The sequence below is a fragment of the Pseudomonas sp. GW822-FHT05A08 genome, assembly GCF_058800485.1.
Genome location: NZ_CM179511.1, coordinates 5,440,063 through 5,465,939 on the forward strand (window position 1 = coordinate 5,440,063; position 25,877 = coordinate 5,465,939).

At 65.4% G+C, this 25,877-nt stretch carries 25 protein-coding genes; 8 read left to right on the top strand and 17 right to left on the bottom strand.

The genetic code is table 11. The annotated features are described in order from the left end of the window. Nucleotides 1-66: 66 nt before the first annotated feature. The 3 genes from AC3RCP_RS24385 to AC3RCP_RS24395 all read right to left on the bottom strand — a co-directional run bounded on the left by AC3RCP_RS24385 (nucleotide 67) and on the right by AC3RCP_RS24395 (nucleotide 2,101). Nucleotides 67-564 (bottom strand): GNAT family N-acetyltransferase, encoded by a 498-nt coding sequence (locus tag AC3RCP_RS24385; RefSeq protein ID WP_492570834.1) that lies wholly within the window; start codon nucleotides 562-564, stop codon nucleotides 67-69. Between the two features lie 320 nt (nucleotides 565-884). Continuing rightward, nucleotides 885-1,373, bottom strand: a complete 489-nt coding sequence (locus AC3RCP_RS24390) for a GyrI-like domain-containing protein (protein WP_101338845.1) — start codon at nucleotides 1,371-1,373, stop codon at nucleotides 885-887. 65 nt (nucleotides 1,374-1,438) lie between these two features. Next, nucleotides 1,439-2,101, bottom strand: a complete 663-nt coding sequence (locus AC3RCP_RS24395) for a LysE family translocator (protein ID WP_007925134.1) — start codon at nucleotides 2,099-2,101, stop codon at nucleotides 1,439-1,441. 254 nt (nucleotides 2,102-2,355) lie between these two features. Between AC3RCP_RS24395 and alaC the strand changes: the two genes are divergently transcribed. Then, on the top strand, nucleotides 2,356-3,567 hold the full coding sequence (gene alaC, locus AC3RCP_RS24400; RefSeq protein ID WP_007925133.1) for an alanine transaminase: 1,212 nt from the start codon (nucleotides 2,356-2,358) through the stop codon (nucleotides 3,565-3,567). Between the two features lie 182 nt (nucleotides 3,568-3,749). Here the strand turns inward: alaC and AC3RCP_RS24405 are convergent, their stop codons facing one another. After that, nucleotides 3,750-5,102: a GntP family permease gene (locus AC3RCP_RS24405; protein WP_007925132.1), complete on the bottom strand. Its 1,353-nt coding sequence runs from the start codon at nucleotides 5,100-5,102 to the stop codon at nucleotides 3,750-3,752. An 83-nt stretch (nucleotides 5,103-5,185) separates the two neighbouring features. After that, a complete protein-coding gene (locus AC3RCP_RS24410) occupies nucleotides 5,186-5,719 on the bottom strand; it encodes a gluconokinase (RefSeq protein WP_009045204.1) in 534 nt (177 codons plus the stop codon). Nucleotides 5,720-5,934: 215 nt separating this feature from the next. Between AC3RCP_RS24410 and gntR the strand changes: the two genes are divergently transcribed. Further along, the gene (gntR, locus tag AC3RCP_RS24415; protein ID WP_007925129.1) at nucleotides 5,935-6,966 is read left to right on the top strand and encodes an HTH-type transcriptional regulator GntR; all 1,032 of its coding nucleotides are present in this window, start codon (nucleotides 5,935-5,937) and stop codon (nucleotides 6,964-6,966) included. A 7-nt stretch (nucleotides 6,967-6,973) separates the two neighbouring features. Here gntR and AC3RCP_RS24420 read toward each other — a convergent pair whose 3' ends face one another. Continuing rightward, the gene (locus AC3RCP_RS24420) at nucleotides 6,974-7,591 is read right to left on the bottom strand and encodes a LysE family transporter (RefSeq protein ID WP_101338846.1); all 618 of its coding nucleotides are present in this window, start codon (nucleotides 7,589-7,591) and stop codon (nucleotides 6,974-6,976) included. Between the two features lie 66 nt (nucleotides 7,592-7,657). On the opposite strand from AC3RCP_RS24420, the gene AC3RCP_RS24425 reads away from it, so the two are divergent. Further along, nucleotides 7,658-8,617: a LysR family transcriptional regulator gene (locus tag AC3RCP_RS24425; protein ID WP_492570833.1), complete on the top strand. Its 960-nt coding sequence runs from the start codon at nucleotides 7,658-7,660 to the stop codon at nucleotides 8,615-8,617. 10 nt (nucleotides 8,618-8,627) lie between these two features. On the opposite strand, the gene AC3RCP_RS24430 is transcribed toward AC3RCP_RS24425, so the two are convergent. Next, a complete protein-coding gene (locus AC3RCP_RS24430) occupies nucleotides 8,628-9,551 on the bottom strand; it encodes a LysR family transcriptional regulator (RefSeq protein ID WP_492570832.1) in 924 nt (307 codons plus the stop codon). A 150-nt stretch (nucleotides 9,552-9,701) separates the two neighbouring features. Between AC3RCP_RS24430 and AC3RCP_RS24435 the strand changes: the two genes are divergently transcribed. The 4 genes from AC3RCP_RS24435 (at nucleotide 9,702) to AC3RCP_RS24450 (ending at nucleotide 13,127) form a co-directional block, all read left to right on the top strand. After that, the gene (locus tag AC3RCP_RS24435) at nucleotides 9,702-10,133 is read left to right on the top strand and encodes a PACE efflux transporter (RefSeq protein ID WP_009045208.1); all 432 of its coding nucleotides are present in this window, start codon (nucleotides 9,702-9,704) and stop codon (nucleotides 10,131-10,133) included. Nucleotides 10,134-10,215: 82 nt separating this feature from the next. Further along, nucleotides 10,216-10,845, top strand: a complete 630-nt coding sequence (locus AC3RCP_RS24440; RefSeq protein ID WP_492570831.1) for a glutathione S-transferase family protein — start codon at nucleotides 10,216-10,218, stop codon at nucleotides 10,843-10,845. Between the two features lie 181 nt (nucleotides 10,846-11,026). Next, nucleotides 11,027-12,448, top strand: a complete 1,422-nt coding sequence (locus tag AC3RCP_RS24445) for an MFS transporter (protein WP_492570830.1) — start codon at nucleotides 11,027-11,029, stop codon at nucleotides 12,446-12,448. A gap of 169 nt (nucleotides 12,449-12,617) precedes the next feature. Beyond that, nucleotides 12,618-13,127, top strand: coding sequence for a hypothetical protein (locus tag AC3RCP_RS24450; RefSeq protein WP_492570829.1), 510 nt, complete (start codon nucleotides 12,618-12,620; stop codon nucleotides 13,125-13,127). 67 nt (nucleotides 13,128-13,194) lie between these two features. Here the strand turns inward: AC3RCP_RS24450 and AC3RCP_RS24455 are convergent, their stop codons facing one another. Further along, complete coding sequence (locus AC3RCP_RS24455; protein WP_492570828.1) at nucleotides 13,195-14,067, bottom strand: LysR family transcriptional regulator; 873 nt, start codon at nucleotides 14,065-14,067, stop codon at nucleotides 13,195-13,197. Nucleotides 14,068-14,163: 96 nt separating this feature from the next. Here AC3RCP_RS24455 and gstA point away from each other — a divergent pair, with 96 nt between their 5' ends. After that, a complete protein-coding gene (gene gstA / locus AC3RCP_RS24460; protein WP_492570827.1) occupies nucleotides 14,164-14,769 on the top strand; it encodes a glutathione transferase GstA in 606 nt (201 codons plus the stop codon). 70 nt (nucleotides 14,770-14,839) lie between these two features. On the opposite strand, the gene AC3RCP_RS24465 is transcribed toward gstA, so the two are convergent. The 9 genes from AC3RCP_RS24465 to AC3RCP_RS24505 form a co-directional block, all read right to left on the bottom strand. Continuing rightward, nucleotides 14,840-16,318 (bottom strand): HAL/PAL/TAL family ammonia-lyase, encoded by a 1,479-nt coding sequence (locus AC3RCP_RS24465; RefSeq protein WP_492570826.1) that lies wholly within the window; start codon nucleotides 16,316-16,318, stop codon nucleotides 14,840-14,842. Next, nucleotides 16,315-17,319 carry an ornithine cyclodeaminase family protein gene (locus tag AC3RCP_RS24470; protein WP_101338856.1) on the bottom strand — a complete coding sequence of 335 codons (1,005 nt, stop codon included), beginning with the start codon at nucleotides 17,317-17,319 and terminating at the stop codon, nucleotides 16,315-16,317. The genes AC3RCP_RS24465 and AC3RCP_RS24470 overlap by 4 nt, the downstream gene beginning before the upstream one ends. A gap of 5 nt (nucleotides 17,320-17,324) precedes the next feature. After that, nucleotides 17,325-18,254 carry an aliphatic sulfonate ABC transporter substrate-binding protein gene (locus AC3RCP_RS24475; protein WP_102678971.1) on the bottom strand — a complete coding sequence of 310 codons (930 nt, stop codon included), beginning with the start codon at nucleotides 18,252-18,254 and terminating at the stop codon, nucleotides 17,325-17,327. Nucleotides 18,255-18,460: 206 nt separating this feature from the next. Then, nucleotides 18,461-19,474, bottom strand: a complete 1,014-nt coding sequence (locus AC3RCP_RS24480) for an ABC transporter substrate-binding protein (protein ID WP_492570825.1) — start codon at nucleotides 19,472-19,474, stop codon at nucleotides 18,461-18,463. A 93-nt stretch (nucleotides 19,475-19,567) separates the two neighbouring features. After that, nucleotides 19,568-22,222 (bottom strand): TonB-dependent receptor plug domain-containing protein, encoded by a 2,655-nt coding sequence (locus AC3RCP_RS24485; RefSeq protein ID WP_492570824.1) that lies wholly within the window; start codon nucleotides 22,220-22,222, stop codon nucleotides 19,568-19,570. 226 nt (nucleotides 22,223-22,448) lie between these two features. Continuing rightward, nucleotides 22,449-23,408: a FecR domain-containing protein gene (locus tag AC3RCP_RS24490; RefSeq protein ID WP_492570823.1), complete on the bottom strand. Its 960-nt coding sequence runs from the start codon at nucleotides 23,406-23,408 to the stop codon at nucleotides 22,449-22,451. Between the two features lies 1 nt (nucleotide 23,409). Next, nucleotides 23,410-23,925, bottom strand: a complete 516-nt coding sequence (locus AC3RCP_RS24495) for a sigma-70 family RNA polymerase sigma factor (RefSeq protein WP_492570822.1) — start codon at nucleotides 23,923-23,925, stop codon at nucleotides 23,410-23,412. A 176-nt stretch (nucleotides 23,926-24,101) separates the two neighbouring features. Further along, nucleotides 24,102-24,893 (bottom strand): phosphate/phosphite/phosphonate ABC transporter substrate-binding protein, encoded by a 792-nt coding sequence (locus AC3RCP_RS24500; protein WP_492570821.1) that lies wholly within the window; start codon nucleotides 24,891-24,893, stop codon nucleotides 24,102-24,104. A 22-nt stretch (nucleotides 24,894-24,915) separates the two neighbouring features. Beyond that, entirely contained in the window at nucleotides 24,916-25,860 is a 945-nt protein-coding gene (locus tag AC3RCP_RS24505; RefSeq protein WP_101338862.1) for a fatty acid desaturase, read from the bottom strand. Nucleotides 25,861-25,877: the final 17 nt, after the last annotated feature.

The window sequence follows — 25,877 nt, forward strand, 5'->3', positions numbered from 1 at the left end:
CCGCGGCGCGCCTATCGCGGGCAAGCCTCGCCCCTACGCCGTGGCGTTACGACCTGCGTTACGACCTCACAGTTCCAGCACCATCTCGTGCCAGGCCATGCCGCCATGGTCCGACGCCGAAGCCTTGAGATAGACGAAGCCGAAGCGCTCGTACAAGGGCACATGCCGCTCCTTGCACATCAGGTTGATGCTGGCCTTGCCCAGGCCGCGCATGCGCTCGATAAAGGCCTCCAGCAGACGCCGGGAAACCCCCTGGCCCTGAGAGTCCGGAAGCACCACCACCGACATGATCACCACATGGGGCCCGGCCGGGTCGTGGCCGATCAGTTCCTTGAAGGCCTCGTCGGCCATCTCCACCTCGAAGGCCGCCCCGGAGTTGATGAAGCCGGCCACCACGCCCTCCACTTCGGCGACGATGAAGCCCTCGGGCCAGGTGGCGATGCGGGTGGCGATCTTTTCCCGGGTGGCGGCTTCGTCGCCTTCGTAGGCCAGGGTTTCGATGGCGAAGCAGCGGTCCAGGTCAGCGGCGGCGACCTGACGGATCAACAGGCTGGATAAGGTCATGGGGAACGGATCGGCTATGGGAAATGCCGCCGATCATAAAGTAATAAGGCTTGCATATCGAACGGCGGCAAGCCCGTAAAACCTGCGTAGAGTCGCTGTCATCCGCGCGCCGAGCGGGTTATTTATCAGGGCTCAATCAATCCCATCCTGGTCGAGTACGGAAGTCGCCATGAGCAATGTTCAGATCGGTTTGCTGGTGCTGTTCGGTATCAGTGCGTTCGGTTTTGTCACCCTGTCCATCGACCTGTGGCGCGCCCGCCGGCCGAACAAAGGCAAATGACCGGGCCCACCGCGGGCCCGGCCGGTGCTCGCGGTGCGGGTCACTGTTCCTTGAGCGGCAGCCAGATTTCCAGCACGCCCTGGCCGGTATCGGGGTTGAAGTCGGCGCTGTAGCGTTCGAATTCCGGCGCATCGGCGGCTTCGCGCCCGGACTGTGGCAGCCAGGTTTTCCAGATGTACTGGAAGGTCTGCGGCAGGCCCGCAAGCGGCCCCTGGTGCTCGAACACCGCATAGTGCTGCGGCGGCACCTCGACCCAGCGGTACAGCTCGGGCAAATCGTCGAGTTTGCTGATTTCGACCCCGGCGATGTATTCGAACCCGCCCTTGCCGTCGGGGTTGCAGCAGAGGCCGTAGGTCTCCTCCCCTACCTGGCCGGGAACCTTGCCGATATGGGGAATGAAGCGCTCCCAGAGTTCAGGAATGCCCTGCGTCGTCTCGGGAGTGAAACGCCCGCCCAGACCGGCGATCAGCAGAAAGCGCCCCTTCTCGAAACGCGGCACTGGCCCGCTGACCTGTTTTTGCTCATCCATGATGCGACTCCTGCCTGAAAAATGGGTTCGGCAGGGAGTATAGAGGCCAAACCCGAATCGCTGGGTCAGAGCGCGGGAAGCTCCGCGACCGCCGCGCCGACAATGAACTCCTGGTAACCGGACAGGATCACGTAGACCGCGAAATAGCAGAAGATCGCCGCAGATGCCAGGTAGGAGTAGCGCAACAATTTGTCGCCCAGCAGCTTGCCGCCCTGGGTCGCGGCAAAGCACAGGCCCACGACCCAGGCCAGCCCGGCGCAGAAGAAGCCGCTGAGGAACAGCCCGGAACTGAGCAGGTCACCACCACCGGAACGGGCAATCAGGGTACCGCCCACTGCGGCGAACCAGAGGATCGCGCTGGGGGACGACATGGCCAGGAAAATGCCGCGGAAAAACTCCTTGCGCGGCGAACCGTTGTCCACCTCCCCGGCCTCGGCCAGCACCGCGCTGTGGTGGATCGCCGAATAGATCATCTTCGCCGCGAAGTACACCAGCAGCGCCGATCCGCCGATCCACAGCACCCAGCGCACCGCTTCGTACTGCAGCAGCACGGTCATGCCGGCCAGCGCCAGCACGGCGTAGACCAGGTCACCGACACAGGTGCCCAGGCCCAGACAGAAACCCTGGAAATAACCACGCTGCATGGCCAGGGTAATCATCGCGATATTGGCCACGCCTATGTCCAGGCACAGCGAAAGGCTCAGCAGAAAGCCGCTGGTAAACTCCATCATTCATCCTGTTCGATGCGGTTGTTCGAGTGGGGGGTATTTAACGCGGGAGGGCCCGGCAAACACAATGCGCGGGCTGCGAATCCAGCCTGCATGATGCAAATCCCTGTCCAGGCAACGCCGCTGCCGGCAAAAAATAGTTGCCGCGCCCCTCTGGACAGCCTGGCGCCACAGCCCTTATCGTCTGCCCCCAGGCCACCGCAGTGGCCGACGTCGCTCGGACGGTTCCGGGCGCTCACGTACTCGAGGCAACAATGGCCGAACAAGGTTCGCCGCGCCGCTTTGCGCGCATAGATCGACTCCCCCCCTACGTATTCAATATCACTGCCGAGCTGAAGATGGCTGCGCGTCGGCGCGGCGAAGACATCATCGACTTGAGCATGGGTAACCCCGACGGTGCGACTCCGCCGCACATCGTCGAGAAACTGGTCACCGTCGCCCAGCGCGAAGACACCCACGGCTACTCCACCTCCAAGGGTATTCCGCGTCTGCGCCGGGCCATTTCGCGCTGGTACAAGGATCGCTACGAGGTCGATATCGACCCGGAAAGCGAAGCCATCGTCACCATCGGTTCCAAGGAAGGCCTGGCGCACCTGATGCTCGCCACCCTGGACCAGGGCGACACCGTGCTGGTGCCCAACCCCAGCTACCCGATTCACATTTACGGCGCGGTGATCGCCGGCGCCCAGGTGCGTTCGGTGCCGCTGGTGCCGGGCGTGGACTTCTTCGACGAGCTGGAGCGGGCCATCCGCGGCTCGATCCCGAAACCGAAGATGATGATCCTCGGCTTCCCATCCAACCCTACCGCGCAGTGCGTCGAACTGGACTTCTTCGAACGGGTGATCGCCCTGGCCAAGCAGTACGACGTGCTGGTGATCCACGACCTGGCCTACGCCGACATCGTCTACGACGGCTGGAAAGCCCCGTCGATCATGCAGGTGCCGGGCGCCAAGGACATCGCGGTGGAGTTCTTCACCCTGTCCAAGAGCTACAACATGGCCGGCTGGCGCATCGGCTTCATGGTCGGCAACCCGGAGCTGGTCAGCGCCCTGGCGCGGATCAAGAGCTACCACGACTACGGCACTTTCACCCCGCTGCAGGTGGCGGCCATCGCTGCGCTGGAAGGCGACCAGCAGTGCGTGAAAGACATCGCCGAGCAGTACCGCCAGCGCCGCAATGTGCTGGTCAAGGGCCTGCATGAGCTGGGCTGGATGGTCGAGAACCCCAAGGCCTCGATGTACGTCTGGGCGAAGATTCCCGAGGCCTACGCGCACCTGGGCTCGCTGGAGTTCGCCAAGAAGCTGCTGGCCGAGGCCAAGGTCTGCGTCTCGCCAGGGGTGGGTTTCGGTGAGTACGGCGACGACCATGTGCGCTTCGCCCTGATCGAAAACCAGGACCGCATCCGCCAGGCCGTGCGCGGCATCCGCGGCATGTTCCGCGCCGATGGCCTGGTGCAGAAAGGCTGATCCGCGTCGCCCTATAAGCAGGCACAAAAAAACCGCAGCGATGCGGTTTTTTTGTGCCTGTCTGTCGCCCCTGTAGCCGCTGCCGCAGGCTGCGATCGGCCGGCACGGCCGTAGCGATCTTGCAATCGCTGAAGGCTCTTCGAGCCTTATCGCAGCCTTCGGCAGCGGCTACAGGGTTCGGGTCAGACCACCAGCGACAGCAGCAGGATGAAGATCAGGCCCACCACCGAGAGGATGGTTTCCATCGCGGTCCAGGTCTTGAAGGTTTCCGCCACGGTCATGTTGAAGTACTGCTTCACCAGCCAGAAACCGGCGTCGTTGACGTGGGACAGGATCAGCGAGCCGGCGCCGGTGGCCAGCACCAGCAGCTCGCGGTTGACCCCAGGAATCATGCCGACCACCGGTACCACAATGCCCGCGCCGGTGATGGTCGCCACGGTCGCCGAACCGGTGGCGATCCGGATCACCGCCGCCACCAGCCACGCCAACAGGATCGGCGAGATCTGCGCGTTGACCGCCATGTGGCCGATCACGTCACCCACGCCGCTGGTCACCAGCATCTGCTTGAAGCCACCGCCGGCACCGATGATCAGGATGATCGCCGCGGTCGGCGCCAGGCTGGCGTCGAGCAGCTTGAGGATCTGCTTGGAGCCGATGCCCTGGCGCGAACCGAAGGTATAGAGCGACAGCAGCAAGGCCAGCAGCAGCGCGCTGATCGGGTGACCGATCATGTCCATCCAGATGCGGAAGAAATGCCCGTCCGGGAAGGCCACGTCGGCGAAGGTCTTGAGCAGCATCAGGAACACCGGCAGCAGCACGGTCAGCAGGGTCACGCTGAAGCTCGGCAGGTTGGCCGAGGTGTTTTCGCGCGCCAGCTGGTCCACCAGTTCCTGGTTCGGATGACCCGGGATGTGCTTGGCGATGAAGGTGCCGTAGATCGGACCGGCGATGATCGCGGTCGGCAGGGCCACGATCAGGCCGTAGAGAATGGTCTTGCCGATGTCGGCGCCGAACACGCCGATGGCCAGCAGCGGGCCCGGATGCGGCGGCACCAGGCCGTGCACCGCGGACAGGCCGGCCAGCAGCGGGATACCGATCTTGATGATCGACACGCCGGTGCGCCGGGCGACGATGAACACCAGCGGGATCAGCAGCACGAAGCCGATCTCGAAGAACAGCGGGATGCCCACCAGGAAGGCGGCGAACATCATCGCCCACTGCACCCGCTCCTTGCCGAACGAGCGGATCAGGGTCTGGGCGATCTGATCCGCGCCGCCGGATTCGGCCATCATTTTGCCGAGCATGGTGCCCAGCGCGAGGATGATCCCGACGAAACCGAGTACCCCACCGAAGCCGTCCTGGAACGCCTTGATGATCTTGTCCACCGGCATGCCCGACGTCAGGCCGAGGAAACCCGCGGCGATGGTCAGGGCGATGAAGGGATGCAGCTTGAATCGAGTGATCAGCACGATCAGCCCGATAATGGTGACCACTGCGTCTACCAGCAGATAGGTCTCTTGGGACATGCCAAACATGGGGTTGCCTCCGGTTTGTTGTTTTTATTCAAGCGTTAAAAACGTGAGCCGAGTGGGATAGCGCTATCTAGGTGAGCCGAAGCTTATCGGGGTGAGTCCAGCCCGTGCTCCAGCCACCAGCCATGGGCCTGTTCGGCCAGCCGGTCAACGCTGTGGATGGTGGCGTCCAATGCCAGGGTCAGGGGTTCGCCCACGGGAGATTCGAGGGTCGCGAACTGACTGTCGATCAGGGTCGAAGGCATGAAATGCCCCGGACGGTGGGCCACGCGATCGGCGGCCACCTGTGGTGTCAATTGCAGGAAAACGAAGCCCAGGCCGGGCGTGGCGCTGCGCAGGCGGTCGCGGTACTTGCGCTTGAGCGCCGAGCAGGTCAGCACCGGACGTTGTCCGGCGGCCAGGGCGCGACGCAACTCGTCGCACAGGCTGTCGAGCCAGCCGGCACGGTCGTCGTCGTTCAGGGGAATACCGGCACTCATCTTGGCGATATTGGCGGCAGGGTGGAACGTATCGCCTTCAATGGCCGTGGCGCCGCTGCGCTGGCACAGCGCTTCACTGACGCTGGACTTGCCGCAGCCGGCAACGCCCATGATGACCAGGGCGGTGATGGGTTGACTCATGTAACACCTCAGCGCGCAGACAGCGCTACCTTCGCTCTTGAAAACGCTAGTGCAAAAATAGTTTATGCCGACGCCTTCTTGTCATTTTTGTGGGTTGCCGCGTATATAGGCCGCGAAACCAAAGAGTGCGGGTCAGGCCGACCGCGCTCACGCATTGCAGCTGTTTCGAGACAGCGCTACCTTAGTGACTTGAATTTTGTTTGGCAAGCCGTCTGATGACCTCCTCCAAGAACGATAAAAATACCCGCACCACGGGGCGCCCGACCCTCAACGAAGTCGCGCGCCTGGCCGGCGTCAGCCCGATCACCGCCTCGCGAGCCCTGCGCGGCATCGACACAGTGGCCACTGAACTGGTGGAAAAGGTGCAGAAGGCCGCCCGCGAACTCAACTACGTGGTCAACCCCGCCGCCCGCGCCCTGGCCTCGGCCCAGAGCCATTCGGTGGTGGTGCTGGTGCCGTCGCTGTCCAACCTGCTGTTCATCGATACCCTGGAAGCCATTCATCAGGTTTTGCGGCCCAAGGGCTTCGAAGTGCTGATCGGCAACTTCCACTATTCCCCCGACGAAGAAGAAAACCTGCTGCGCAACTACATGGCCTACCAGCCCCGCGGCCTGCTGCTGACCGGCTTCGACCGGACCGAAAGCGCCCGACGGATGGTCGAAGCCAGCAACGTTCCCTGCGTCTACATGATGGACCTCAACCCCGAGGCCGGCCTGAACTGCGTGGGTTTCTCCCAGCACAACGCCGGGGAAACCGCCGCCGAGCACCTGATCTCCCGCGGCCGCAAGCGCCTGGCCTATATCGGCGCCCAGCTCGACCAGCGCACCCTGATGCGCGGCGAAGGTTTCCGCCGCGGCCTGGAGAAAGCCGGCCTCTACGACCCGAAACTGGAAGTCCTCACCCCGCGCCCCTCGTCGGTGGGCCTGGGCGGCGAACTCTTCCTGCAGTTGATGCACAGCCACCCGGACGTGGACGCGATCTTCTTCGGCAACGACGACCTGGCCCACGGCGCCCTGCTGGAAGCCATGCGTTGCGGCATCAGGATCCCCGAGCAAGTGGCGGTGATGGGCTTCAACGACCTGCCCGCCTCGGCGCACATGGTGCCGCGCCTGAGCAGCATCAGCACCCCGCGCGAAGCCATCGGCCGCCGCGCCGCGGAACAGCTGCTGACCCTGATGGCCGGCAACAGCGTGGCCAAGCCGGTGGTGGACATGGGCTTCGAGCTGATGGTGCGCGAGAGTACCTGAGCCGCGTTCAGGAACGCAGGCTCAGGGCGCTGAGCAGCACGCCGAAACCTACCAGCAGAACGCCGAACAGCTGGTCGATACGCCGTTTGTAAGCCATGAGCCGGGCCCGGATGCCCGGTGCCGAAAAGAACAGCGCCACCGCCACGAACCACAGCACATGGGCCAGGACAATGATCGCGCCATAGCCGATCTGCACACCCGGCGCGGTACCTGGCTGCATCACCTGCATGAACAGGCTGACCACGAAAATCATGGTCTTGGGATTCAGCGCATTGGTCAAAAACCCCGTACGCAACGCCGCCCACGCCGAGACCCGCGGCGCATCGACCGCTACCTCTTCCTCGACCGCACGGCTGCGCAGCATGCCGATACCGAGATAAACCAGGTACAGCGCCCCGGCGATTTTCAGCACGCTGAACAGCAGCAGCGATTCCTTGACCAGCAGGCCGACGCCCAACAGCGTGTAGCCGATATGCAGCATCACTCCGAGCCCGATCCCCAGCGCCGTGAACACCCCATGCCGACGCGACAGCACCAGGCTGTTACGCGTGACCATGGCGAAATCCGGCCCCGGGCTGAGCACCGCGAGGATGGTGATGGTGATTACTACTAACAGTTCAGTCATTTTCAAGCGCCTTCGCTATAGAATCCGGCCCATACTTTATGGGCACGAACCGTCACAGAGCGAACGATGAAAACTGACATTCACGGTGATAAAAACTCACAGACAACCCATCGCCGCCTGCCACCCCTGAGCGCCCTGCGCTGTTTCGAGGCCGCCGCTCGCCTGGAGAGCTTCACCCGCGCCGGCGAAGCCCTGCACCTGACCCACGGCGCCATCAGCCGTGCCGTCCGCACCCTGGAAGAAGACCTCGGCACACGGCTGTTCGAGCGTCGCAGCCATCGGGTCTTTCTCACCGAAGCTGGCCGCGAATTGCTGCACAGCGTGGAGCATGCCTTCGACCTGATCGACGCCACCGCCCGCAAACTGCGAACGCCCGACAAGGCCGCGGCCCTGGTGCTGTCCTGCGAACCGACTCTGCTGATGCGCTGGCTGATTCCACGGATCCCGGCCTTCTTCGCCGCTCATCCGGATATCCCCCTGCAACTGGTGGCCGGCGGTGGGCCCTTCGCCTTTGCTCAAGGCATCGACCTGGCGATCCGCCGCAACGACTTTCCCTGGCCGCCCCACACCCATGCGCAGTGGCTGTTCGATGAAGCCATCGGCCCGGTGTGTCGCCCGGACCAGGCCGTCGGCTGGACCCGCGATGCAAGCGGCAGAGTGCGGCTATCGGATACGGCGCCACGCCTGCACAGCGCGACCCGGGCAGCGGCCTGGGAGCAATGGTTGACCCTCAAGGGAATGCAACAGGCGCCGGGCACGGAGCAGGTCTTCGAGCATTTCTACTTCAGCCTGCAAGCGGCGGTGGCTGGGTTGGGGCTGGCCATCGCGCCCTGGCAACTGGTGCGCGACGACCTGGAGTCGGGCCTGCTGGTCGCGCCTTTCGGTTTTATCGCCGACGGCAGCGCCTACTACCTGTTGTCGCCCGAGGCTGTCGACCCGGACTCGCCCGTTGCCCGCTTGCTCGACTGGCTGCGTCACCAGGCGCTGGGCAGCGAGCAGCACGACGCCACCCGCCCGGCCCCATAAGCGGACAGGCTTACGGCCTCACCTCGGCATGAACCTGCGGGGCCAGCGCCGGATCCTGCCCACCCAGCAACTGCACAAAAGCCTGGGCGGCCTTTTGCAGGGGCTGGTTCTTCAGCCATACCGCGTGCACCGGCAGCAGCAGGCCGTTGTCGATGTTCTTGAAGGTCAGGCGCTTGAGCCGCCCGGCCTTGAGCAAGGGCGCGATCACCGACAGCGGGAAATTGCCCCAGCCAATGCCGGACTCGACCATGTCCAGGGCCATGGCCAGGCTGTCGGTGCGCCAGTAGGACTCGGCGATCAGTGGCCGGGTGTCGCGGATCGGCAGGTCGCGGCTGGCAACCACCACCTGACGCACGTTGACCAGCTCTTCCAGATAGAGGGTGGCATCCGGCGCCTCGGGTAATGGATGGCGCGCGGAAATGCAGGCGATCATCCGCTCGCTGCCGACGTACTGGAAATACTCCAGCACGTTCAGGCTCAGCCCGGCGAAGGCCACGCCGACCGCGATCCGGCCAGTGTGCAGCAGTTGCAACAGATCGTCCTGGGGCGCGCTCAGTACCTCGATGTCGAGCAACGGATGACGCTCGGCGATCCGCTTGATCGCCGCCAGCACCCGGGACTTGTCGATGTCCTCGACCACGCCGATGGACAGCCGGCTTTCCAACCCCAGGGACAACTCCACCGCATGCACCTGCAAGTGCTTGAGCTGCTCGGCGATCAGCCGCGCGTGGGGCGCCAGGGCATTGGCCATGGCGGTGGGCACTGGCTCGCGATGGCTGCGGTCGAACAGGGGGTAGCCCAGCTCCGCCTCAAGGTTGGCGATACCCATGCTCACCGCCGAAGGCACCTTGCCCAGGGCTCGGGCCGCCGCGGAAAACGAACCGCGCTCGAGCACGGCGAGAAACAACTGGATGCTGTCGCTGGAGAAGTTCATGCAGACGCCTGTCTAGGATGTCGACCTATCAGTAAACCTGAAAGCTACTGACTTTTTCTGTCAGGCACATTGAAGCTATCTTGCGCCGCATTCGCCAGCCCTTCCTGCAAAAGGAGCGGCCCGGGCCAACGAACGCGGAGGAAAAAAAGCATGCAAGGCATCAAGCGCAAACTGGTTTACGTGTCACTGTTCGAGGTGTTCGGCATGACCTTCTCGGCCCTGGGCCTGGCCTTGCTGTCCGGCACCTCGCCGAGCAGCACCGGCCCGCTGGCGGTGGTGATCACCAGCATCGCGGTGACCTGGAACTTCATCTACACCAGCCTGTTCGAGCGTTGGGAAAGCCGCCAGGTCTCGCGGACCCGCACGGTCAAGCGGCGGATCGCCCATGCCGTGGGTTTCCAGCTGACGCTGATCCTGTTCCTGATCCCGCTGATCGCCTGGTGGATGCACATCAGCCTGGTGCAGGCCTTCCTGCTCGACCTGGCGCTGATCCTGTTCATCCCCTGCTACACCTTCGTCTTCAACTGGCTGTTCGACCGGGTCTTTGGCCTGCCGGCGTCGGCGCTGCCGGACCCGGTCTGAGGCCAGAGTGCAAATCGGCATCGCCCAAGAGCGGCGCCGCTGTTAGATTTCCAGGGCCCTCCACCCGCCAAGGAAAGCTTGCATGGGAACCCTGAGAATTCTCGGTAAAGCCTCGTCGATCAATGTCCGAAAAGTGCTGTGGACCTGCGAGGAACTGGGCCTGCCCTACGAACGCGAGGATTGGGGCAGCGGCTTCCAGTCGACCCACACACCGGAGTTTCTCCGGCTCAACCCCAACGCCCAGGTGCCGGTGCTGATCGATGACGCCGGCGCGCTGTGGGAGTCCAACAGTATTTGCCGGTACCTGACCGGCAAGGTCGCCGTGCAACGGCTGCTGCCCGGCGAACCCCGGGCCCGGGCGTTGGTGGAGCAGTGGATGGACTGGCAGGCCACAGAGCTCAATCCGGCGTGGAGCTACGCCTTCGTCGCCCTGGTCCGGCAGAACCCGGACTTTCAGGACCCGCTGCGGATCGCCGCCGGCCTTCGCGGCTGGAACGCCAAGATGGCCCTGCTCGAACAGCAACTGGCAAGCAGCGGCGACTATGTGCTCGGCTCGCAGTTCAGCCTGGCCGATATCGTCCTCGGGCTGTCGGTGCATCGCTGGATGATGACGCCCATGGAGCGCCCCGACTTCCCCGCCATCGCCGCCTATTACGCACGGCTCAGCGAACGCCCGGCCTTCCTGCTGCATGGACGCAATGGCATTCCCTGAATCGTCCTTTTTCTGTAGGAGCTGGATGCCGCTTTGGTTGATGCTGCGGCACAAACCGCCAAGATGTAACGGAATACGACAATAAATCAGCGCACAGCCCGACTTCCGAGCCCGCATTCACAATCATTGATTTCCGTTAGCCAGCTAAGATTCCTCTTCACCGAAACCTGGAATCCCGCCCATGTCGTCCCTCGCCCCCACTGTCGCCACCGACGGCCTCGACCCGGTCCGCGCCGCCAATATCTCCGCCCGCATCGATCGCCTGCCCGCCGTCACCACGGTCTGGCGCCTGGTGGCGCTGCTGTCGATTGGCGGTTTCTTCGAGCTGTATGACCTGTTCCAGACCGCCTATATCAGCCCCGGCCTGATCCGCGACGGGATCTTCGCCACCGGCAGCCGGGGTGTGTTCGGTTTTTCCGACCAGGCAGCCTTCGCCTCGGCGACCTTTCTCGGCCTATTCCTCGGCGCCAGCCTGCTGAGCCCGATCGCCGACCGCTTCGGGCGCCGGGCGATCTTCACCTTCGCCCTGATCTGGTACACCGTGGCCACGGTGCTGATGGGCGTGCAGACCTCGGCCCTGGGGATCATCGGCATGCGCTTTCTGGTGGGCATCGGCCTGGGCATCGAGTTGGTGACCATCGACGCCTACCTCTCCGAGCTGGTGCCCAAGCACATGCGTAGCTCAGCCTTCGCCTTTGCCTTTTTTGTGCAGTTTCTCTCGGTACCGGCGGTGGCGCTGATGTCCTGGTGGCTGGTGCCGCAGGACCCGTTCGGCATCGCCGGCTGGCGCTGGGTGGTATTGGCCAGCGCGGTGTTCGCGCTGTTTATCTGGTGGTTGCGTTCACGCCTGCCCGAGTCGCCGCGCTGGCTGGCCCAGCATGGGCGCTTCGCCGAGGCCGAGCGGATCATGGACGGCATCGAGGCGCGCTGCGCCAAGGACCACGGCAAACCGCTGGACACCCCGCAACCCGAGGCCCTCGGTGTCCAGGGCTCGGGGCGTTTCGCCGATATCTGGCAACCGCCCTATCGGCGCCGGGCACTGATGCTGATCGTGTTCCATGTATTCCAGGCCATCGGTTTCTTCGGTTTCGGCAACTGGCTGCCGGCGCTGCTCTCGGGCCAGGGCGTGAGCGTCACCCACAGCCTGATGTACGCCTTTATCATCACCCTCGCCTATCCGCTGGGGCCGCTGCTGTTCGTCAAGTTCGCCAACCGCTTCGAGAACAAGTGGCAGATCGTCGGCTCGGCCCTCGGCGCCATGACCTTCGGCACCCTGTTCGCCTGGCAGAGCACGGCCCTGGGGCTGATCGTCTGCGGGGTAATGATCACCTTCTGCAACGCCTGGCTGAGCTTCAGTTACCACTCCTATCAAAGCGAGTTGTTCCCCACCAATATCCGCGCCCGGGCGGTGGGTTTCTGCTACTCGTTCAGCCGCCTGTCGACGGTGTTCAGCAGCCTGCTGATCGGCTTTTTCCTCGACCGCTTCGGCACGCCCGGGGTCCTGGCGTTCATTGTCGGCAGCATGCTGATCGTGATGTTCACCATCGGCCGTTTCGGCCCGCGTACCCGCAACCTGGCCCTGGAGAACATCGCCCAGCGTTGACCGGTCGCCGCTGGCCGCAAGCGGCAAGGCTTGTCCGCCGCGTGCCGCCAGCCTTGCCGGGCAATCGGCGCAAAGCCCTGGCAAAGAGCCCCGTCCCAGGATCCTCCAGCGCGGCGGCATGCAAATTGCTGCGCAGCCTTGGACAGCCCTTACACACAGGTACCCAATCATGTTGGTCAGTGCCCAGAAAACCACGGCAATCCAGCCCTCCCAGCGGTCCGACATGGACCCGAGCACCGCGGCCGCCAGCGCGCTGTACAGCGGTTTGATGCAGAACGTGCAGAACACCGCGACCCTGCAAGCGTCCCAGGCCGTGCAGCAGGCCAGCAACACGGTCAGCGACAATGTCGCCGCGGCCTTCGCCAAGACCCGCGTGCTGTTGCAGGCCACCCCGCCGACCGCCAGTACCGCGCAGGCCAACAGCGCCACCCAGAGCTCGGCCCTGGATGAGTTCAAGGACTACATGAGCAAGTCCCCTGAACAGCGCATGCGCGACCGCATCCTCGAAGAGATGGGCATTACCGAGGAAGACCTGAAAAACATGCCGCCGGAGAAACAGCACGCGGTGGCTCAGGAAATTGCCCAGCGGGTTCAGGACAAACTGAAGCTGGCGCAAGTCGAGAAGGACGCCAGCGGCGTCGAGAAACAAGTCACCGACAAGTTCCTCGCGGCGCTTTAAAAGCGGCCAGCCGAAACAGGGTTCCCCACGGGAACCCTTTTTTATGAGTTGACTTGAGCGGCTGCGCTCAGCCCTGGGCCAGCATATCGAGCAAGGCCCGCAGCGCCGGCGACGGCTCGCTGCCCTCGGCCAGCACCAGGGCAAAGGTGCGCGGGATCGGCTCGCTCAATGGCAGTACGCACAAACCGTGGCGTTGCTCCGGCAAGGTCATCTGCGGCACCAGGGTCACCCCCACTTGCTCGCGAACCAGGGTGAAGGCGCTGCTCCACTCCCGCACCTCGACCCGCACATCCGCCAGCTCCAGGCCGGCACCCGCCGCCAGGCTGCGGGCATTCACCGAACAGCCGCCGGTGGCCAGCACGAAGGGTTGGCTCACCAGTTCCTGCAAGGTCACCCCCTGCTCCTGAGCACGGCGCGCCAGGGCATGCCCCGCCGGCAGCACCGCCACCCAGGCATCGCGTCCCAGCAGGCCGACACTGCGCTCGGGCGCAGGGTTGAGCAGCACCCCGACATCGATCAAGCGCGCCTCGAGCAAGGCCTCGACCTCGTCGTCGCTGACCTCCAGCGCCACCACCTGGATGCCCGGATACAACTGCTTGAAGCGCCGCAGCAGCGGCGGCAGGAAAGTCGCCAGCACCATGGGGAAACTCGCCAGGCGAATGGTGCCGCGCTGAATGTCCCGGCAGGCGTCCGCGGTGTCGCGGATGTTCTGCAACGCCGCGAGCATCAGCCGCGCCTGTTCCACCACCTGTTCGCCAATGGCGGTGGGCAGGGCCTGGCGGTTCTCCCGGGTGAACAGCTGCACGCCCAGGTTGTCTTCGAGCAGCGCCAGGGCCTGGCTGGCGCCGGACTGGGTCATGCCAACCCGCTCGGCGGCGCGGGTGATGTTGCCGGTATCCGCCACGGCCACCAGCATGCGCCAGTGCATCAGGTTCATCATGGCAGTAGCTGTCCTTATGGGGTTTTTCTGAAAGATTAATTTTACTGAGAGCAGCGCGGACTATGACACTGATCTCCCCCCTCTGGAGAGCCCTCGATGAACCTGTATTTCTCGCCCCACGCCTGCTCGCTGGCCCCGCACATCGTGCTGCGCGAACTGGCCCTGCCGTTCACCCTGGTCCGGGTCGACAACCGCAATAAAACCACGGCCGACGGCGGCGACTTCCTGGCGATCAACCCCAAGGGTTATGTGGCAGCGCTGGAACTGGAGGACGGCCAGGTGCTGACCGAAGGCCCGGCGATCCTGCAATACCTGGCCGACCTCAAGCCGCAGGCGGGCCTGGCACCGGCCAATGGCAGCTGGCAACGGGTGCGGTTGCAGGAGATGCTCAACTTCGTCTCCAGCGAGATCCATGGCGGCCTCGGCTGGCTGTTCAACCCTGAGTTTCCCGAAGCGACCCAGGCGCTGATCCGGCAGAAACTGTTCAAGCGCCTGACGCTGCTGGAGCAAACGCTGCAACAACAAACCTACCTGCTGGGCGAATCCTTCGGTGTCGCCGACGCCTACCTGTTCACCGTGCTGCGCTGGACCGCCGGCTTCGCCATCGACCTGGAACAATGGCCGGCGCTGGCGCGCTTCCAGGCGCGAATCGCCCAGCGCGAAGCGGTGCAAGCGGCACTGGCGGCCGAGATTGTTCTGTAGGAGCGGCCGGTCGACGCTCGATTGTCCGCGTCGCCAGCAAGCTTGGCTCCTACAGAAGCCGCTCGCCTGCTCAGCCCAGCCCTCCCCGTTGAATAAATTCAGTCAGGGCCAGCACATCCACCGAGCCCGGCCGATCCTGATCGAGAAACGCCACCTGGCTGCGCACCGCGCGGTGGATGCGGGCGCTGCCGACACCCAGCTGCAAGGGTCCGCGCAGGTCGATGGCCTGGGCCGCGACTATCAGCTCAATACTCGCCAGCCAGGCCAGGCGCTGGGTCAGTTGCCGGGTTTTCTCGATCACCGCCAGAGCCTGGCCGGCGTAGTCTTCGACCCGATCGGCCACCGGCACGCAGACCGCCGGCAGCGGATTGGCCAGATGGCCGATCTCCGCCAGCAGCGCCGCGGCACTGCGTTGCAAGGCGGCCATGCCGAGATGCCCAGGCCGCTCGATAAGAAAGCGCGGCAGTTCGCTGGAGGTTGGAGACAGCAGCTTGGCGATACGCTCGGCGCAACAGGCCGCGACCCGGCTCAAAGCCAACCCCAGGCCTTCCCCGGCCAGTGCCAGATGCGTGCTGTCGAAATTGGCGGTGGCCAGGACCTGGCGCTGCTCGTCGATCAAGGCCGGGTTGTCGGCGCCGCTGGCCAGCTCCAGTTGCAGATGTTCGCGCAGTTGTGCCCAGGCCTGTCGCGCCGCGCCCTGCACCACGCCGGCACAGCGAAAGCTCAAGGGATCCTGCAAGCGCCGGGCGCTACCGGGCTGGCGCAACTGGCCGCCCTCCAGCAAGTCCAGCAGCGCCGCCGATTGCTCGACCTGGCCCGCCGCCGGCCGCAAGCGCGACGCCCAGGGCTGGAAGGGGCTGAGGTTGGCCCGATAGCCTTCGCAAGACAGCGCCAGCGCCGCCAGCAGGCTGTCCAGGGCCTGGTCGGCCTCGGCCAGCAACAAGGCCCCCAGGCCAAGGCTCGCCGCATTCGCCGAGACCAGCGCCAGACCGTCCTTGTCCAGCAGCCGCGCCGGTTGCAGGCCACTGCGCTGCAAGGCTTCCCCCGCCGGCAGCCGCTCGCCACGCCAGCGCACCCAGCCCTCGCCGATCAGCGCCAGGCCCAGGTGCGCCAATGGCGCCAGGTCGCTTTCCCCCAGGGAGCCAAGCAACGGCACCTCGGGTTCGATCCCGGCGTTGAGCAAGGCCAGCAGGCTGTCGGCGCTGGCCAGGGAAATACCCGAGCGGCCCTGGGCCAGCCCGGCCAGGCGCGCGGCAATCATCGCCCGCAGTTCAGGCCGCGTGGCCAGGCGCCCGAGGCCCACGGCCCGGCCCAGGGGAATGCGCCGTTGCAGGTCGTCATCCGGCTGGGTCAGGGCCACATCCACCGCCGCGCCCAGGCCGGTGGTCACGCCGTAGATGGCGTCGCCCGCGGCCATCCGTTCCCGCAACAGCCCATGGCCGGCGGCGATCCGTTGCCGGGCGGCCGGGGTGAATTGCAGCGCCGCCTCCTCGCGGGCAATGCGCAGCAGGTCAGTCAGCGCCAGGCCTTCCGGGCCCAGGCCGATCATGCGAAACGCAGCCGCTGACCGATGCCCAGGCGCCGGGCTTTTTGCAGCAGGGCGTGGCCCAGGGCGATATCGCTGAGGCTCAGGCCGCGGTGCCAGAACAGGATGTTTTCCTCGGCGTGCTGCCGGCCGCTTCTATGGCCTGCGACTATCTGCCCAAGCTCGGCGTGCAGGGTCTGCTCACTGAGTTTGCCGGCCTCGACATGGGCCCGCAGCGAACCGAACAGGCCGCCCTTGCACTGGCCCCAGTCGTCCACCACCAACTTGTCCATGATGTCGGTCAGCGACAGCTCCACCGCGCTCATGGTGCCGTAGGGCACGACAAAGACGCCGGGCTTGATCCATTCGGTGCGCAGCAAAGGTTCGGGCTGGTTCAGCCGCGAGGCCTCGACCACGATGTCCGCGCCGCGCACCGCACTCTCCCAGTCGTGGGTGACAATCACCGGCTTGCCCAGGTCGCGGCGCAGGCGTTCGGCAAAGGCCTCGCGGCTGTCCTCGCGGCGCGAGTGCACGCGGATTTCCTCGAAATCGAACAGATGGTCCAGCAGCCGCACGTTCCAGTACGCCGTGCCGCGGGCGCCGATATGCGCCAGCACCTTGCTGTCCGGGCGCGCCAGGTACTTGGCGCCGATGGCGGTGATCGCGCCGGTGCGCATATCGGTGATCGCCGAGGCGTCGAGGATCGCCTGGGGCACGCCGGTGGCCGGGTCCAGCAGGTTGAGGATCGCCAGTTCCGAGGGCAGGCCCTGGCGGTAGTTGTCGACGAAGTCACCCACCACCTTGACCCCGGCGTGGCCGATGTCACCCCCCAGCACCCCGCGCAGCACGTTGAAATGGCCGTTGATTGCGCCCCCGGGAATCAGGTGGGTGCGCGGCTCGATCACCGCCTCGCCACGGCCCTGGAGCACCAGGCCGGCTTCGATGGCGGCGAGGATTTCGTCGTTGCTCAGGGCCAGCTCGGCGATGTCCAGGCCGTTGAGAAAGTCGATATAGATGGGTTGCATGGGCCTCACTCGCTCTTGAACACGATCTGCTCGATCCGCACGGCCTTGGGGATCAAGTGGTTGGCGAGGAACAGGTCGGCGGTGCGCTGCTGGCTGGCCACGACCCGGGCATCGATGCCTTGCAGCGGCGAGCGCGAACGATGGCTGAAGTAGCTTTCCACCACCGGCCGTTGCAGGCCGAGGATGCGCGCCATGCTGTCAATGCTGGCGTCGCGCTGGTCGAAGGACAGCTGCTGGGCCGCGCCGAAGGCCTTGAGGATGGGGGCGACGGCAGCGCCGTGCTGGCGCACGAAGGCACCGCTGGCGATGTAGAAGCTGCCGCCGGAATCCAGGCCCTGGCCATCGCTGAGCAGGCGGGCGCTGCCGTCGAGCAGGGCCGCCGAATAGTAAGGGTCCCAGATCACCCAGGCGTCCAGCTTGCCCTGCTCGAACGCCGCGCGGGCGTCGGCCGGCGACAGGTACACCAGGTTCAGGTCACTGAGTTTCAACCCGGCGCGCTGCAGGCTCTTGAGGAAAAAATTGTGCGCGCTGGAGCCCTTGAGCAACGCCACCCGCTTGCCCTTGAGGTCGGCCAGGCTCTGCGCCTGGCTGTTCCTGGGTAGCAGGATGGCTTCGGTCTTGCCGTCGCTGGGCTCGACGCCGATGTACTGCAAGTCGATCCCCGCGGCCTGGGCGAAGATCGGCGGGATGTCGCCGATATTGCCCACATCGACGCTGCCGCCGTTCAGCGCCTCGATCAGCTGCGGGCCGCCGGGGAATTCGATCCATTGCACCTGGGTGCCCGGCAAGGCTTTCTCCAGCAGCTGGTGCTCGCGGGCCAGGACCATGCTCACCGAACTTTTCTGATAGCCGATACGCAATTGCCCAGGCTCGGCGGCCAGGGCCAGCGAAGCGCAGAGCGTGAGACACAGGGTGACGATAAAACCTTTGAACATCGGTGACTCCCAAACCAATTGAAAACACTGTCGGCCATGACGGCCTCATCGCCGGCAAGCCTGGCTCCTACAGAAGCCAGAAACGCCGCCGGCCAATGTAGGAGCGAGGCTTGCCCGCGAAAGCGATCCCCCTGACACACCCCGCCGCCTGCATCGCGCGCAAGCTGCGCTCCTACAGAGGCGCTGCCGCGCCAGGCGCAAGCGGCTTACAGCGCGGCGCTGACGCGGCTGGCGACTTCGCTCGGCACCCAGCCTTGCCAGACCTGCGGCTGCTCGCGCAGGAAGGCCTCGGCGACCTGGCGCGGTGGCTGGCGGGTTTCGCTCATCCGGCCCAGGGTGCGGTTCAGCAGGTCGATCGGCAGGTCGACCTTTTCAAAGAAACTCACCAGTTCCGGGTACTGCGCCCTGAACGGCGCGGACACGCCGATGGCCAGGTGCGCCGGCATTGAGCGGGTGCCCCGCGGATGGGGGTTGCCGGCATCGGCCAGGGTCTTCCAGGCCTCGGCATCGAAGGCCGGTTCTTCGAGCTTCACCAGCTTGAACTTGCCCAGCAGCGGCGTCGGCGACCAGTAGTAGAACAGCACCGGTTTGCCACGGCGGATCGACGAGCTGACCTCGGCATCCAGGGCCGCGCCGGAACCGGTGCGGAAGTTCACGAAGCTGTCGCTCAGCCCATAGGCCTTGAGCTTCTGGCTGTTGACGATTTCCGAGGTCCAGCCGGTGGGGCTGTTGAGAAAGCGCCCACGGCCCGGGTCTTCCGGATCGCGGAACACCTCCTTGTAGCGCGCCAGGTCGGCCACCGATTTCAGCTCCGGCGCCAACGGCTTGATACCGCGCTCGGCGTCGCCCTTGATCACGTATTCCGGCACCCACCAGCCTTCGGTGGCGCCCTTGACCGTATCACCCAGGCCGAACACCTTGCCCTCGGCTTCGGCCTTGACCCAGGCCGGACTGCGCCCGGCCCACTCTTCGCCGATCACCTGGATATCGTTCTTGGCCAGCGCCGCTTCGAGGCTGACGGTGCTGCCGGGCAGGGTCTCGGTCGGATAGCCGTAGCCCTTCTCGACGATCAGCCGCAGCACCTCGGTGATCAGGCTGCCGCTTTCCCAGGTGATGTCGCCGAAGTGGATCGGCGCCGCCCGGTCCGCCGCCGGTGCCTGCTGGGCCAGCAGGCTGAAGGTCAGCAGCGAGGTGCCGAGCAGGTGTTTGATGATCTTCATGGTGAGCCTCTTGCTGGTTGTTCGTGGGTTTCAAGACCGCCCGCCGGGAAGGTCCTGCGGACCTTGGCGCAGCCTTCGGCAGCGGCTACAGGGTTAAAAGTCGTAGCTGAGCCTGGTGTAATAGAACGCCCCCTCCGGCGCCGACGGCGACAGGTAGCTGTACTGCTGCCCCGGGGTCTGGCGCAGGCGGCTGTTGAAGTCGTCGGGCTTGCTGTCGAACAGGTTGTTGGCGCCCACCGACAGGCGCAGTTGCCGGGTGAAGGCGTAGTTGACGTCCAGGTCGGTGTTCCACTGCGCGGAGAAGGTCTGGTCGTACTGCGCGTTGGCCGCCGACGCCGCGTATTTGCGGTACTCGCCGTAGCGGGTCTCGGACAGCGCGATGGTCCAGGGGCCGTAGCGATGGATCGCCCCCAGCACCAGCTTGTCTTCGGGGTAGCCATGTTCGAGGAAGCCCTGGGCTTCGCGGGTCAGCACGTCGAAGCCGAACGGGTTGGAATGGATCTTCTCGATGGTAGTGCGCGCCTTGGTGTAGCCGGCCGACAGGCTCAGGGCGCCGTAGCGTTGCAGGTCGAGGTTGTACTTGCCGACGATGTCGACGCCGCGGGTGCGGGTGTCGGCGGCGTTGGTCATGAACTGCGCCCAGGTGTACTGGCCGAACCCGGCCTCGCTGAGAATCCGTTCGGCGTCCGGCCCGGAAATCCCGCCGCTGTAGAGCAGGCGGTCGCGGATGGAGATCTGGTAGGCGTCGATGGTCAGCGACGCCTGCTCGCTCGGCCGCAGCACCAGGCCCAGGGAATAGTTGGTGGACTTCTCCGGCTTCAGCGACTGCGCGCCCAGGGCGCGGGCTGCCGGGTGGTCTGCCGGGAGCATGCGGGTCAGCACCGGGTTGCCGTTGATATCGACGTTGGTGGTGGTGGTCCAGGAAGTGCCGATCTGCCCCAGAGTCGGCGCGCGATAGGCGTTGTTGACCGTAGCCCGCAAGCCCACCTGCGGGGTGAAGTCGTAGCGCGCCGAGAGCTTGCCGGTGGTGGCCGAGCCAAAGTCGGAATAGTGCTCGGTGCGCCCGGCAAGGCCGAGCTGGAACTTGTCGGTGACCTGGTTTTCCAGGCCGAAATACACCCCGCCGACATGCCGCTTGTAGGTCCCGGCATCGTCCGGGGTCAGGCCGGACGCCTGCACCGCGCCGACCTGCACGCCGTCGATGCCGCCGAAGGAATAGGAGGCATAGTCGCCCTCCTCCAGCCGGTACTGCTCGTCGCGATAGGCCACCCCCGCCGAGACGGTGAGCGGATGCTCCGACCAGACGACGTCCAGGTCCTTGGCGTAATCCAGGGTCAGGTTGGTCTGTTCGTTGACCAGCGTCGCCACGTCGAACTTGGTCGGGCTGTTGGCGCCGTAACTCGGGTTGACCGTGTTGAAGGCCAGTTCGTCATGCTTGTCGCGGCCGTAGGTGGCGCTGAGGTCAAAGCGCCCGATGCGCTCGTCCTCGTAGCGGCTGCCCACGGTCAGCGCGCCATCCTCATAGCGGTAGCGGTACTTGGGAATGGTGCCGTTGGGGTAGATCGAGGCGACGTTGTTGGGGTTGCTGGCCAGCAGCGGCGGCGTGTTATTGACCGACTTGTCCTGGCCGAAGGTGGCAAAGCTGTAAAGCCGCCATTGATCGCTGAGGCCGACTTCGGCGTTGGCCGCCAGGTTGTATTTGTCGCGACTGGCGCCGCCCCAGCGCGGGTCCTGCAACTGGCCGCCGGCTTCATATTTGTCGCCGATGTCGGTGGGTTTGTTGTTCAGGCCGTTGAAGCTCAGGGTCAGGAAACCATCCCCCGGCAGGCCCAGGCCGTACCAGCCATCGGCGCTCTTGCTGAAGCCGTCGCCCTGGGCGTATTGGCCCAGTTGGCTGTTGAGCTGGCCACCGCTGTCACGTTCCTTGAGCACGATATTGACCACCCCGGCCACCGCGTCGGAACCGTACTGCGCCGAGGCGCCGTCGCGCAGCACTTCGACATGGTCGATGGCGCTGATGGGGATCATGTCCAGGTCCACCGGCTGCGCGCCAATGAACGGCACGCCGCCGGAGATGTTGACCACCGCCGAGGCATGCCGGCGCTTGCCGTTGATCAGCACCAGGGTCTGGTCCGGCGACAGCCCGCGCAGGGAAGCGCCCTTGGGGTTCTGCCCGCGGGTGGCGCTCTGGTTCTGCGGAAAGTTGAACGATGGCAGCAGTTGGAACAACGCCTGGTTGAGACTGGTGGCGCCGGTCTGCACCAGCTCTTCGCTGTTGATCACGTCCACCGGCGCCGCGCTGGTCAGGGCCGTGGCGTCGCTGCGCCGGGTGCCGATGGCCACCACCCGGTCGAGGGTCGGCGCCGCGGCTTCGCTGGTCTGGGCCTTGGCCCTGCTGCCAGCCGAGCTCGCCGGCTGCGGGCCTTCCTTGATGATGAACGCGCCATCCGGGCTGACTTGCAGTTGCAGGCCGGTGCCGCGCAAGGCGGCCGCCACCGCCTGCTCGGCGGACAACGAACCGTCGACCGTGGCCGACGAGTAATTGCCCAGCTGCGGGGTAAAGGAAATCACCTGGCCGCTTTGCCGGCTGATGCTCAGCAGCACCTCGTCCAGCGGGCCGGGTGCCAGGTGATATTGCTGCCAGGCGGCTTCGGCCCCCTGGGCGCCCGTGAAAAACACCGCGGCCAAGGGGCCGATGGCCAAGGCCAGGCGCGAACGACGCTGCACGGTTGTGGATATAGGCAACATGACTCTCTCCCCCAAAAGCATCCAACAACGCTGCTCCCCGCAGCGTTTACGGGAGTGATGTGCAACGGCCGGGGGAAAACTTGCAGATCGTTTGGTTATGGCCTTAGAACCACCGCAAGCGGCGCAGGCCAGTGCTTCTGCTGGAGAGCAGCTTGCGCGATGCCGCCAACGCGGTGGGCCAGGGAAACCGCCATCGCGGGCCAGCCTCGCTCCTACAGAAGCAGGTTCAGGTGGCACTCAGGGTCACCCACAGCTCGGTATGGCGGGTGACGCGGATCGGCAAGGTGCGGGCCAGGCTGTCGAGGATCTGTTGCGGGTTGTCCAGGCGGAACAGGCCACTGACCCGCAACCCGGCGATGGCCGGATCCAGGCGCAACACCCCGCGTCGATACGGGCGCAGTGCCTCGACCACCTCCGACAGCGGCGTGTCGCGCAGCTCCAGCAAACCGTCGACCCAGGCCGTGGCACTGCCACGGCTCGGGCGCACCGGGCCGAAATGCAAGGCGTCGTAGGCCACCTCATGGCCGCCGGGCAATTGCAGGCGCTCGCCACCGCCCGCGGCGATGTCCAAGGGGCCGTTGAGCGCCGTGGCATGCCCCTGGCCATCGCGTTCGCGCACCAATAAGCGGTTGCCCGTGGCCTGGATCCGCGCCTGCGCGGTGTGGATGAAAAACGGTCGGGCCGGATCGCTGGCCAGGTTCAGCAGCATTTCGCCGTCCAGCAAATGCACTACCCGACGCTGGCGATCGAAATCGATGTTCGCCGCGCTCCGGGCATTCAGGCGCAACTCGCTGCCGTCCGGCAGGGTCAGCGACTGGCGCTGGCCGGTGCCGGTGTGCAGGTCCGCGGTCAGCTCGGCCAAAGGCAGGCCACGCTGGCTGACCAGCGCACCGGCGCCCAGGACCACCCCGGCGCCGAGCAAGGCCCGCTGCAGCACCTTGCGCCGACTGCTCGGCACGTTCAGCGCCCGCTGCAACAGCTCGCCATCGACGCCCTGGGCAATCGGCACCTGGAACACCCCAAGGCGGGTTTCCAGCTGGCGACACAGCTGCTCGTGCCGCGGATCCGCGTCGCGCCAGCGCTGGTAGGCACGACGCTCGGCCTCGCTGGCCTGCCCCGAATTCATCAGCACCCACCAGCGGGTGGCATCGTCGATCAGCTGTTCCCGACTCGGTTCGCGGCTCATGTCATTCCAGGCTCAGGCGCAGACAGCGCTGGGCGGCCCGGGTCATGTAGTCGCTGACCGAACGTTGCGAAATGCCCAGTTGCTCGGCGATCTGCGGGTAGGTCAGGCCGTTGACCTGGGACAGCAGGAAGGTCGCCCTGACCTTGGCCGGCAGGCCGTCGAGCAGGCGGTCGATGGCTTCCAGCGCCTCGAGCATCTGCGCCAGGTCCTGGGGCGAGGGCTGCACGGTTTCCTCGTCATACTGCAAGGCATCGAGGTAGGCCCGCTCCAGGTCGCGGCGGCGCCACAGCTGATACACCAGGCGTTGCGAAATGGTGGTCAGCAGGGCCCGTGGCTGACGGATCGGCAGCACTTCGGGCCTGCTCAACAGCTGGACGAAGGTATCGGCGGCAATGTCTTCGGCGCTGGCATCCAGGGAGTGGTGCAGGTGGTAACGCAGGCGGCTGCACAGCCAGTCGTAATGACTGCGGAACAGGCCGCCCACATAGTCGCTGTGGGTGGTGTCGGCGCCGGACATAGTGGCTCCAATGAAGAAGGTTGCGCGGTATGTCCGGTGTTCCGGTGCGGCGATCCTAACAAGGAAGGCTTATTCTTTAATAATATTTAAATTTCATTTTTATAGAATTTTATGGAATTAAAAGAGAGGCCGCGCCTGATGCTTTTTTACCGGCCAAGCCGCCCTCCTGGGGCGCATCAACGTAGCCGCGCGTAACCCAGTTCTTCAGCTTCGCGCTGATAGTCGAGCAGGATCTGGTAGTCCGCCTCGGTGGCCGGCAGCACCTCGTGCAGCCCCAAGGTTTCGGCCACCGCGGGCAGTGCCACCAGCGCCTGGTTCATCGCCGCGCGAATGCCTTCGGCCTGTTCCTCGCCAAGGCCGGCCACCCCGATATAAGGCAGGGTCGGGCTGAAGGCGCTGCGGGCGATCACCCGCAGGCCGGCCACCTCCTCCTCGGCATAACGCGCCAGGTAGGCGAAGGTCACGCTGTCGATGGCGGCCAGGTCGGCCCATCCTTCGCGCAGCCAGCGCAGGCTTTCCCGGTGGCTGCCGCTGATGCCGACACTGGCGAAAAACCGGCCGTCGCGCTGCAGCGGCGCGAGGCGCTGGCGCAGCAGGTTCATGCCGCTGTTGGAGTCTTCGCCATTGATCACCCCGCGACTGCCTCGCAGGGCCTGCAAGGTCCGGCGCGGGTCGTCGTCGCGACCGAGCAGCAGGCTGCAATGATTGCCGGCGGTGCTGTCCGGCAGCTCGTAACGTGGCCGGCCGATGACCCGGACCTGGCCGCGCAGGGCGGTCATCAGCGGGTAACCGCAGGTCTGGGTCAGCAGCAGGCGCGGCGACAGCCACAGCTGCATCAGGTCCAGTTCCCGGGCATCGAGCCGGTCACCTTCGAGGCGCTGCAAGATCGCCGCCAGCCACTGCTCATTGGCCTGGCGCACCGGCTCGGGGGCGACGTACATCAGCAGTTCGGCATAACAAGCGGTCATGGTTCAGGCTCTTCGGGCACGACTACAGGGCGAAGGGATGTTCCGGGCTGTCGATCGGCTTGAGGGCATGGCGCCGCAACAGCTCGCCATACCCCTGCACCACAAAGCCGCCGCTGCGCGCCTGCCATTGTTCGCGGCGCTGCCGATAGGCCCGTGGCAGGCAATACCACGGTAGCCCGGGAAAATCATGGTGCACCAGGTGCAGGTTGAGGTGCAGGAACAGCCAGCTCCAGGGCCACGCCGCTTCGTTGAGCACCGTACGCTGCTCCACCCGGGCATGGGGGCGGTGTTCGTAGTAGGAACGGACCATCGCCACCGACAGCGCCGGCACGCTCACCAGCAGCAGGTAATGCCAGACCGGCAACACACTGTAGCGGGCAATAAAGGCCAGCATCAGCAGGGTCAGCGCACCATGGGTCAGCCACATCAGCCAGGCCTGGCGTTGCCCCTGGCGCAGGCGCGCCCCTTCCTCCCGCGCCAGCGCCAGCAAGGCCAGGGGCGCGCCGAGCAGCAGCCGCCCCAGCAGGGTCTTGTTCAGCCAGTGCAGGCCCTGCTCGAACAGCGAACGGCTGTGCCATTGCCGCTGACCCAGGTAACGGCTCTCCGGGTCGCGACCGGGCAGGGTCAGGTCTTCGTCACGGTGATGCTGCAGGTGGCTGTCGCGGTAGAGGGTATAGGGGTACCAGACGGCAAACGGCGCATAACCCAGCAGCTTGTTCAGCCACAGCCAGCGCGTGGGATGACCGTGCAGCAGCTCATGCTGCACCGACAGCCACAGCACCAGGATCGGAATCAGCAACAAGGTACTGGGCCACAGCCCCAGCAGCGGGCTGGCCAGCAGCACGGCGAACCAGCTGGTGCTGGTGCCGATCAGCAACAGCCAGGTGGGCCATTCGGTGCGGGCGCTGAAGCTCTGGCGCAGGGTGTCGATTTGTTCGCGGTGCAGCGGATCAAAGTAATGGGCCATGGCGCTACTCAGGACAG